The sequence below is a fragment of the Bacillus sp. ISL-46 genome (genome assembly GCF_018613205.1).
This window is the reverse complement of record NZ_JAGGQR010000042.1, coordinates 34,102-44,405: the sequence shown is the minus strand read 5'-3', so window position 1 is coordinate 44,405 and position 10,304 is coordinate 34,102. Positions and strand designations below refer to the sequence as shown.

The window sequence follows — 10,304 nt, the reverse complement described above, 5'->3', positions numbered from 1 at the left end:
AAGGTATACTCGTTTTTACAAACTTCTTCTGCATTATCTAGTTTTGAGGGAATGATACCTCAACAAAATAGTCTGGCAGCAATGGCGAGAAGGTCACACCCGTTCCCATACCGAACACGGAAGTTAAGCTTCTCAGCGCCGATGGTAGTTGGGACACGCGTCCCTGTGAGAGTAGGACGTTGCCAGGCAAATCTAAGACAACCAGTAATGGTTGTTTTTTTGTTATGTGGAGAAAATAATTGTGATTATTAATTTATGGTGATGTAAACCAGGGAGTAAGGATAAGTGTCCGATCTTAAGGCTCACAGTGCCCATGCACGAAGAAAAAAGGACCGAACGGTCACTCTGAGGAGTTCACAGCGCCCGCACACAAAGAAAAAAGGACTGAACGGTCACTCTGAGGAGTTCACAGTGCCCGTGCTCGAAGAAAAAAGGACCGAACGGTCACTCTGAGGAGATCACAGTGCCCATGCTCGAAGAAAAATACACTGAACGGTCACTCTGAGGGTTTCAAAGGACAAAATCTCACAAGTGAGCAGGAAAAAAGTCTATCGTAAAATTATTTTTCCATTAATTGTTTGTAACATCAAACATTGTAAACACTAAGTATGATTGGAAGACAAGTGGGTGATATGATGGATTGGATGGAATTGCTGCATCACTATAAACTGATAAGTATTCTAATAGCTGCTGTTATTGCAAGGGTCATTGTTTTTATCATAAATAAAACGGTTCATAATTTCTTTCTAAAAACTCATTTCATTGAGGAACGAAAAGAGCAAACGATTGAAAGCATGATCCGCTCTTTAACAAAATACACAGTTACGATTAGTTTCATCTTTTTTGCGATATCTCAATATGTAAGTAATTTTGGAAGAATTCTTGCCGGGGCAGGGGTTGTCGGGGTAATCGTTGGATTTGGGGCGCAAAGCTTAATCAAAGATATTCTCTCAGGTATTTTCTTAATTTATGAAAAGCAGCTGCATAAAGGCGATTTTATCACAATCAATAATACCTTTAATGGAACGGTTGTGGATATAGGATTAAGGTTCTTAAAGATTCGAGAATGGAATGGAAAGGTTTTAACGATAAGCAATGGAGAAGTAAAACAGATTCACAATTTTAATATCGATCAAATGCGTGTGATTGAAAGAGTAGTGGTAAGCTATCGGGAAAATCCTGAAAGGGTGTTTGAGATTCTTGAGATTGCCTGTGAAAAAATTAATGAGGTTCACAAACCATGTTTAAAGTTAGACCACTCCAATTGTGCAATTGAACCGTTTGAAGTATATGGGATGACTACGATCAATTCGGGTTATCGAGGGATAGAATACACGGTAACGGGTCTTGTGGATGATGCCTATTACTGGGATGCAGCAAAAGGAGCAAGAAGGATTATTGCTCAAACCCTGTTTGATTACGAAATAAAATTGGCCGAAGACACTATGTTATTAAGACAGGCTGAAAATGTCTTACTTAGAGAGAGAAATTAAAGGTGGAAAGAGAGGTAATTAGTGTCAATGGGTAAAAAGAAAATGCAATTTGAGGTACATGAAAATGAAAGTATTGAGGAATGCTTGAATAGAATGAAAACGTTGGGATATACGCCTGTACGCCGCACGGAAAAGCCAATTTTTCAAGAAATAAAAAAAGGCAGTGAAACAATTTATGAGCCCGTAGCACGCCAAATTATCTTTGAAGGTACATTAATAGAGTAAAACACGAACAATATACTGTTATTTAAAAATATTGTTCGATTAATTGGTTGACACCTAAATGAGATGATTGTAAGATATAGAAGTGATTTAAACAACAAACAATTTATCTTTACCCTCGTATATCCATGGGGATATGGCCCATAAGTTTCTACCCAATAACCGTAAATTATTGGACTATGAGGGAAAGTCAATATGTTCGGTAGATTAAGGGCTGGCCCCTTTCTATTGTTATGCCCGAACAAATGGCTTTCTCTTTCATGAGAAGCTATTTGTTACGGGCTTTTTATTTAGGTAAAAAAGGAGGATTAGCGATGTCCATTCTTGTTGGAGTTATCATGGGGAGTAAATCGGATTGGGAATCAATGAAATATACTTGTGAGGTTCTCGACCAGTTAGAAATTGCTTATGAAAAAAAAGTGGTATCAGCCCATCGGACACCTGATTTGATGTTTACATATGCGAAGGAAGCCAGAGATAGAGGTTTAAAGGTGATTATTGCCGGAGCCGGCGGTGCGGCCCACCTTCCCGGAATGGTAGCTTCACAAACCATCTTGCCGGTCATCGGTGTTCCCGTACAAACACAGGCATTAAAGGGATTGGATTCATTGTTGTCTATCGTCCAAATGCCGGGTGGTGTACCTGTAGCAACAGTCGCGATTGGTAAAGCGGGTGCAGTGAATGCAGGTTTACTAGCTGCACAAATTTTAGCAACGGGTGACGCTGAATTAGCTGGAAAATTAGAAGCAAGAAGAGAAGCAACTAAACAAGAGGTACTGGAAAGTAGTGATCAACTTGTCTAACAAAACGATTTTACCAGGAGCAACGATAGGAATTATCGGCGGCGGCCAACTTGGTCGTATGATGGCTCTAGCGGCAAAGGCTCAAGGCTTTCGAATTGCGGTATTAGAACCGACGGAAGATTCTCCGTGCGGACAAGTCGCAGATATTGAAGTCATTGGGGCTTATGATGATCGCAAAGCCATCGGTAAATTAGCAGAAGTTAGTGATGTCATCACATATGAATTTGAAAACATTGATGCAGATACATTAGACTGGTTATGTGATCAAGCTTATGTGCCGCAAGGGCCGCGGCTGTTAACGGTCACGCAGGACAGGATTAAGGAGAAAGCAGCTATCCAACAAGCTGGGGTAGATGTTGCACCATATGAAGTAGTTAACAGCATGGAGGATTTATTTTTAAAAATTAACACCATCGGTTACCCGGCTGTCCTGAAAACGGCAAGAGGCGGTTATGACGGAAAAGGCCAGCTGGTGATTAGGGAACCTCAGGATTTATCGAAAGGGGAACCCCTTCTAAAACATGGTGCCTGTGTAGTAGAAAAATGGATTCCCTTTGAAAAAGAGATATCTGTGATTGTGACACGAAAGCCTGATGGTGAAACGACATTTTTTCCAGTCGCTGAAAACATTCATGAAGAAAATATTTTAGATACGACGATTGTTCCTGCACGAATTTCACAAGTTTTACAAAGAGAAGCTATTCAACTGGCAAAGAAGCTGGCCGATTCGTTACAATTAGTCGGGACGCTTGCTGTCGAAATGTTTTTGACTAGTGATGGAACCATTTATATTAATGAATTGGCGCCACGGCCGCATAACTCTGGTCATTTCTCAATTGAAGCTTGTGAAACGTCACAGTTCGAGCAGCATATCCGTGCGATCTGTAATTGGCCGCTAGGGAATACGGGGCTATTAAAACCGGCAGTTATGGTTAACCTATTAGGAGAGCATCTTGAAAACCTATATGAGGAAATTCCGACTTTGAATGACTGGAAGATTCATTTATATGGAAAAAAAGAACCAAAAATCAAACGGAAAATGGGCCATGTGACGATTTTGCGAGAGAGTGTCGAAGCGGCTCTTGCGGAAATTAATGAAAGTAGCATCTGGAAAAAAACAAAAGAAAAGATCGGGGGATAAAACATGATTGATCGTTATACTAGACCGGAAATGGGAGCTATTTGGACGGAGGAAAACCGCTTTAATGCTTGGCTTGAGGTGGAAATCCTTGCATGTGAAGCATGGGCGGAACTTGGGGATATTCCAAAGGAAGATGTTAAGAAACTTCGTGAAAATGCCTCTTTTAATATTGACCGCATTAAAGAGATTGAAGAGGAAACACGGCACGATGTGGTTGCCTTTACCCGAGCTGTCTCTGAAACATTAGGGGAAGAGCGGAAATGGGTCCATTACGGCCTAACGTCAACAGATGTGGTTGATACGGCCCTTTCTTATTTATTAAAGCAGGCCAATGCGATTTTACAAAAAGACTTAGAAAACTTTGTTGAGATATTAAAAAATAAAGCCAAGGAACATAAATTAACGGTAATGATGGGACGGACGCACGGAGTTCATGCGGAGCCGACCACATTTGGTTTAAAGCTTGCCCTTTGGTATGAAGAAATGAAACGGAACTTGGAGCGCTTTAGACAAGCGGCCGAGGGTATTGAGTTCGGAAAGATTTCAGGTGCGGTAGGGACATACGCGAATATTAATCCGTTTGTAGAACAGTATGTTTGTGAAAAATTAGGGTTGCAACGGGCGCCGATTTCGACGCAAACCTTGCAGCGCGACCGCCATGCCCACTACATGTCGACGCTTGCTTTGATTGCAACTTCTATTGAGAAATTCGCTGTTGAGGTTCGCGGACTGCAAAAGAGTGAAACTCGTGAAGTGGAAGAGTTTTTTGCAAAGGGACAAAAGGGATCTTCGGCAATGCCGCATAAGCGAAATCCAATTGGTTCGGAAAATATGACTGGTTTAGCCCGAGTGATTCGCGGCTATATGATGACGGCTTTCGAAAATGTACCGCTTTGGCATGAACGTGATATCTCTCACTCATCTGCGGAACGGATCATTTTACCGGATGCCACGATTGCTTTGAATTATATGTTGAACCGCTTTGGTAACATTGTGAAGAACCTAACCGTTTATCCGGAGAATATGAAGCGCAACATGGATCGTACCCTCGGGTTGATTTATTCCCAACGTGTGTTGCTTGCACTGATTGATAAGGGGCTATCACGCGAAGAAGCTTATGACACAGTACAGCCAAAGGCGATGGAAGCATGGGAGAAACAAGTTCCTTTCCGCAGCTTAATTGAAGCAGAGGATAAAATTACTTCGCTGCTATCCAGTGCTGAAATTGCCGATTGTTTTGATTATAGCTATCATCTTCAACATGTAGATACAATTTTTGACCGCTTAGGGTTGAATGAGTAAAGGGACATGTGACTAAAACATAAAAAAAGGCGAGAGCTGGGGCACTCATGCCCCTCGCCTAGTAAGAAGATTCCCAATATTGCAATATAGGAGGCGTTTCTACAATGAAAAAACCTTTATACGAAGGAAAAGCGAAACGAATTTATGCAACAGACGACGAACAGATTGTTTTGGTTGAGTATAAGGATTCAGCAACTGCCTATAACGGACAAAAGAAGGCTGACATCACAGGAAAAGGCCGTTTAAATAACGAGATTACTAGTTTGTTATTTTTAAAACTTAAAGAACAGGGAATTGAATCCCACTTTATCGAGCGTATATCTGAAATAGAACAATTGGTGAAAAAAGTAACCATCATTCCGCTTGAAGTAGTTGTTCGAAATATTGCGGCAGGAAGCCTTGCAAATAGATTGGGAATTGAAGAGGGCCGCGAGTTATCGACGCCGATTGTTGAGTTTTACCTGAAAAACGATGAACTTGGAGATCCGCTTGTAACATTAGATCACATCCTTGAACTGCAAGTTGCAACTGAAGAGGATGCAGCAATTTTACGAGAAAAAGCACTTCAAATTAATACAGTTTTATCAAGCTTCTTCAATGAACTTGGCATACGTCTCATCGATTTTAAACTAGAGTTTGGAAAAGACAAGGACGGTCAAATATTACTTGCCGATGAAATTTCCCCCGACACCTGCAGGCTATGGGATAAAGAAACCAATGAAAAGCTCGATAAGGATGTATTCCGCCGTGATTTAGGAAGTTTAACAGATGCTTACGAAAATATTTTAGCGAGATTGGGAGGACGTCAGCATGTATAAAGTAAAGGTATTTGTCACATTAAGAGAAAGTGTATTAGACCCACAGGGGAAAGCAGTAACCAACTCGTTAAATTCTCTAAACTATAAGGAAGTAGCCGATGTCCGAATCGGTAAATATATGGAGTTAACGATTGAAAAATCAGATCGGGATATTAATGAAGTGATCAATGAAATCTGTACCAACCTTTTAGCTAATCCGGTCATTGAAGATTACCGTTACGAAGTAGAGGAGTGTGTTACTCTGTGAAATTTGCGGTAATCGTCTTCCCTGGATCAAATTGTGACGTTGATATGTTCCATGCCATTCAAGATGAACTTGGAGAGCAAGTTGAATATGTTTGGCATGATTCTGAAAGCTTAGAAGAATTTGATGGAATTTTGCTTCCAGGCGGCTTTTCTTATGGTGACTATTTGCGCACTGGAGCTATTGCTAGATTTAGTAATGTTATGAAAGAAGTCATCAAAGCGGCAGAAGCAGGAAAGCCGGTTCTTGGAGTATGTAACGGATTTCAAATTCTGCTCGAAGCAGGGTTACTTCCAGGGGCTATGAGACGAAACGAAAGCCTCTCATTTATTTGTAAGCCTGTTGAGTTAAAAGTCGAAAACAATCAGACGATGTTTACGTCTGAATACAGCAAAGGGGAATCTATTGTTGTCCCTGTTGCGCACGGTGAAGGAAATTACTATTGTGACGAGGAAACACTTGCGAAGTTGAAAGAAAATAATCAAATTGTTTTTACCTATAATCAAAATCCGAACGGTAGTCTTGCTGATATCGCTGGAATTACCAATGAAAAAGGAAACGTTCTTGGGATGATGCCTCACCCGGAAAGAGCAGTAGATGAACTATTAGGCGGCGCCGATGGACTGAAAATGTTCCAATCGATTGTGAAAACTTGGAGGGAAGCACATGTTGTCAACGCTTGAACCAAATCCTAACCAGATCAAAGCAGAAAAAATATATCAGCAAATGGGTTTGTCCGACGAAGAATTTGCAATGGTTGAAAACATTCTTGGACGTACACCGAATTATACCGAAACAGGTTTATTTTCCGTCATGTGGTCGGAACATTGCAGCTACAAAAATTCAAAGCCGATTCTTAGAAAGTTCCCGATTACAGGGGAACGAGTTTTACAAGGACCTGGTGAAGGTGCGGGTATCGTAGATATCGGCGATGAACAGGCTGTTGTTTTTAAAATAGAAAGTCATAATCACCCATCAGCTATTGAACCATATCAAGGAGCAGCAACCGGCGTAGGCGGTATTATCCGCGATGTTTTCTCGATGGGAGCAAGACCAATCGCTATGTTAAACTCGCTTCGCTTTGGTGAACTGGACTCCGCCCGGGTACGCTATTTATTTAAAGAGGTCGTTGCAGGGATTGCCGGCTATGGCAACTGTATTGGAATTCCAACAGTTGGCGGCGAAATCCAATTCGACCCTTGCTATGAAGGAAATCCGCTAGTCAATGCCATGTGTGTTGGACTAATTGACCATAAGGACATCAAAAAAGGGCAAGCACATGGTGAAGGCAATACTGTTATGTATGTTGGGGCTAAAACTGGCCGAGACGGTATTCATGGTGCGACCTTTGCTTCCGAGGAATTAACGGAACAATCCAATGAGGATCGTCCTGCAGTTCAAGTAGGCGACCCATTTATGGAAAAATTACTGCTTGAAGCCTGCTTAGAATTAATTCATTTTGATGCACTTGTCGGCATTCAGGACATGGGTGCAGCGGGACTTGTCAGCTCATCTGCGGAAATGGCCAGTAAAGCAGGAATGGGAATTGAAATGAATTTAGACTTGGTTCCACAGCGGGAAACAGGGATGTCTGCTTACGAAATGATGCTGTCTGAATCCCAAGAACGGATGCTCATCGTCGTGAAAAAAGGTAGAGAACAAGAAATTGTCGAGCTTTTTGAAAAATACGGACTTGAAGCAGTTGGTATCGGGACAGTAACTAGCGATAAACAGCTTCGTCTCATTCATAACGGGGAAATCGTTGCGGACGTTCCGGCTGATGCGTTAGCGGAAGATGCACCGGTTTACCAAAAACCGTCAAAAGAACCAAGCTATTTTAAGGAATTCCAAACAATGGAGAACGAAATTCCACAGGTAGATGATGTGAAAGAAACGCTTTTACAAATTTTACGTCAGCCAACCGTTGCAAGTAAGGAATGGGTGTATGAGCAGTACGATTACATGGTGCGTACAAATACAGTCGTTTCCCCAGGATCAGATGCTGCCGTTGTTAGAATTCGTGGAACAAGGAAAGCATTAGCGATGACAACGGATTGTAATTCCCGCTATGTCTATTTAGATCCAGAAATGGGTGGGAAGATCGCCGTGGCAGAAGCAGCCCGCAATATTGTTTGTTCTGGTGCGGAACCATTAGCGATTACAGACAACCTAAATTTCGGAAACCCGGAAAAACCAGAAGTGTTCTGGCAGATTGAAAAAGCTGCTGATGGCATGAGCGAAGCCTGCCGTGTTCTTGAGACTCCGGTAATTGGTGGAAACGTCTCTTTATATAACGAAACAAGTGGAACAGCGATCTATCCAACACCAGTCGTCGGGATGGTTGGTTTAGTAACCGATATTGATCATATTACGACACAGCACTTTAAAAATAGCGGCAACCTTATTTATTTAGTCGGGGAGACAAAGGATGAATTCGGCGGCAGTGAACTGCAAAAGCTTCTGAACGGAAAGGTTTTCGGTAAAGCCCCTGAATTAAATGTAACGATTGAAAAAGAAAGACAGAATCAGGTCCTAGCTGCGATTCGTGCAGGATTGGTTCAATCAGCTCATGACCTATCAGAAGGCGGTTTAGCCGTTGGGTTAGCTGAATGTCTTTTTGCGAATGAAAAGCTTGGAGCGGAAGTAGAAATAGCGGGAAACCTAGTTTCTGCCTTATTCAGTGAAACACAGTCTCGTTTCCTTTTGTCGGTAAAAGAAGAAGATAAGCTTGAATTTGAAAGCTTAGTAGACGCAGTACAAATCGGTTTAGTGAATGATACAGCTAAATTGCAAATCACAATGGGTGAGTCAACCGTACTTGAAGCTTCAATTGAAGAATTAAAAGATGCCTGGAAAGGGGCGATCCCATGTTACCTGAAATCAAGGGATTAAATGAAGAGTGTGGAATTTTTGGGGTTTGGGGACATGTAGACGCAGCACAGCTTACCTATTACGGACTTCACAGCCTTCAGCATCGCGGCCAGGAAGGAACAGGCATTGTTGTATCTGATGGAAGTAAGTTAAAAGGCGTAAAGGGTGAAGGGCTCGTGTCCGAAATCTTTACGGCTAGTGCCATGAAGGAATTGACAGGTACTGCAGCGATTGGACACGTTCGGTATGCAACAGCAGGCGGCGGCGGGTACGAAAATGTTCAGCCGCTCTTGTTTCATTCACAAATGGGAAGTCTTGCCCTTGCACATAATGGCAACCTAGTTAATGTGAACTCATTAAAACATCAGCTTGAGGCTCAAGGGAGTATTTTTCAAACCAGCTCTGATACCGAGGTATTAGCTCACTTAATGAAGAGAAGCGGCTACACTGATTCAAGGGACCGTGCCAAAAACGCACTCTCGATGTTAAAAGGGGCGTATGCCTACCTTATTATGACAGAAAACGAATTAATGGTGGCACTTGATCCGCACGGCTTAAGACCTCTTTCGCTCGGATGCCTTGGTGATGCCTATATTGTTGCATCAGAAACCTGTGCTTTTGATGTAGTAGGTGCGGAATATATTCGCGATATTCGCCCCGGGGAACTATTAATTATCAATGATAAGGGGATAACTTCTGAACAATTCGCTGTAAGTACAACGAAAGCTATTTGTACGATGGAATATATTTATTTTTCAAGACCGGACAGTAACATTCAAGGAATCAACGTTCATACCGCCCGTAAAAACCTCGGGAAAAGAATGGCAGTTGAAGCCCCGTTTGAGGCGGATGTCGTCACAGGTGTACCGGATTCTAGTATTTCAGCTGCGATTGGTTATGCGGAAGCAACGGGAATTCCCTATGAAATGGGATTAGTCAAAAACCGCTATGTCGGAAGGACGTTCATCCAGCCTTCTCAATCGTTACGAGAGCAAGGGGTAAAAATGAAGCTTTCCCCTGTACGTGGCGTAGTAGAAGGAAAGAGAGTCGTGATGGTGGACGATTCGATTGTTCGAGGAACAACAAGCAGGCGGATTGTCACGATGCTAAAAGATGCAGGAGCAACAGAGGTTCACGTTGTCATTACTTCTCCTCCGATTAAAAATCCGTGCTTCTATGGAATTGATACGTCTACGAAGGAAGAATTGATTGCCTCTGATAAATCGATTGAAGAAATGAGAGAACTGATTGGTGCGGACACGCTAACGTTTATTAGCGTGGAGGGAATGATCGAAGCGATTGGTAGAAAAGATGGGGACGGCACCAGCGGTTATTGCCTTGGCTGTTTTACCGGAAATTACCCAACCGAAATTTACCCTGACACACTCCAATATTATTACCAAAAGTAGA

The 10,304-nt window shown here is 42.2% G+C and carries 10 protein-coding genes, 1 rRNA gene and 1 riboswitch; all 11 genes read left to right on the top strand.

Going from position 1 to position 10,304, the window contains the following annotated elements; all coding sequences use genetic code 11:
• The first annotated feature begins 71 nt into the window (after window positions 1–71).
• The 11 genes from rrf to purF all read left to right on the top strand — a co-directional run bounded on the left by rrf (window position 72) and on the right by purF (window position 10,303).
• Window positions 72–188: ribosomal RNA gene (gene rrf, locus J7E67_RS20095) — 5S ribosomal RNA — on the top strand.
• Window positions 189–632: 444 nt separating this feature from the next.
• Window positions 633–1,493: a mechanosensitive ion channel family protein gene (locus J7E67_RS20090; protein ID WP_214718604.1), complete on the top strand. Its 861-nt coding sequence runs from the start codon at window positions 633–635 to the stop codon at window positions 1,491–1,493.
• Window positions 1,494–1,520: 27 nt separating this feature from the next.
• Window positions 1,521–1,718 (top strand): NETI motif-containing protein, encoded by a 198-nt coding sequence (locus tag J7E67_RS20085; RefSeq protein ID WP_214718666.1) that lies wholly within the window; start codon window positions 1,521–1,523, stop codon window positions 1,716–1,718.
• Window positions 1,719–1,813: 95 nt separating this feature from the next.
• A riboswitch (purine riboswitch) is annotated at window positions 1,814–1,915 on the top strand.
• Window positions 1,916–2,029: 114 nt separating this feature from the next.
• A complete protein-coding gene (gene purE / locus J7E67_RS20080; RefSeq protein ID WP_088085138.1) occupies window positions 2,030–2,518 on the top strand; it encodes a 5-(carboxyamino)imidazole ribonucleotide mutase in 489 nt (162 codons plus the stop codon).
• Window positions 2,511–3,659, top strand: coding sequence for a 5-(carboxyamino)imidazole ribonucleotide synthase (purK, locus tag J7E67_RS20075; protein ID WP_214718667.1), 1,149 nt, complete (start codon window positions 2,511–2,513; stop codon window positions 3,657–3,659). The genes purE and purK overlap by 8 nt, the downstream gene beginning before the upstream one ends.
• Window positions 3,660–3,662: 3 nt before the next feature.
• On the top strand, window positions 3,663–4,961 hold the full coding sequence (gene purB / locus J7E67_RS20070) for an adenylosuccinate lyase (protein ID WP_214718606.1): 1,299 nt from the start codon (window positions 3,663–3,665) through the stop codon (window positions 4,959–4,961).
• A gap of 104 nt (window positions 4,962–5,065) precedes the next feature.
• Window positions 5,066–5,779, top strand: coding sequence for a phosphoribosylaminoimidazolesuccinocarboxamide synthase (gene purC, locus J7E67_RS20065; RefSeq protein ID WP_098934681.1), 714 nt, complete (start codon window positions 5,066–5,068; stop codon window positions 5,777–5,779).
• Complete coding sequence (gene purS, locus J7E67_RS20060) at window positions 5,772–6,026, top strand: phosphoribosylformylglycinamidine synthase subunit PurS (RefSeq protein WP_214718608.1); 255 nt, start codon at window positions 5,772–5,774, stop codon at window positions 6,024–6,026. The genes purC and purS overlap by 8 nt, the downstream gene beginning before the upstream one ends.
• The gene (gene purQ, locus J7E67_RS20055; RefSeq protein ID WP_214718611.1) at window positions 6,023–6,706 is read left to right on the top strand and encodes a phosphoribosylformylglycinamidine synthase subunit PurQ; all 684 of its coding nucleotides are present in this window, start codon (window positions 6,023–6,025) and stop codon (window positions 6,704–6,706) included. The genes purS and purQ overlap by 4 nt, the downstream gene beginning before the upstream one ends.
• On the top strand, window positions 6,690–8,915 hold the full coding sequence (gene purL / locus J7E67_RS20050) for a phosphoribosylformylglycinamidine synthase subunit PurL (protein ID WP_214732721.1): 2,226 nt from the start codon (window positions 6,690–6,692) through the stop codon (window positions 8,913–8,915). The genes purQ and purL overlap by 17 nt, the downstream gene beginning before the upstream one ends.
• Window positions 8,891–10,303, top strand: coding sequence for an amidophosphoribosyltransferase (gene purF / locus J7E67_RS20045; RefSeq protein ID WP_214718614.1), 1,413 nt, complete (start codon window positions 8,891–8,893; stop codon window positions 10,301–10,303). Before purL ends, purF begins: the two co-directional genes overlap by 25 nt.
• Window position 10,304 lies beyond the last annotated feature (1 nt).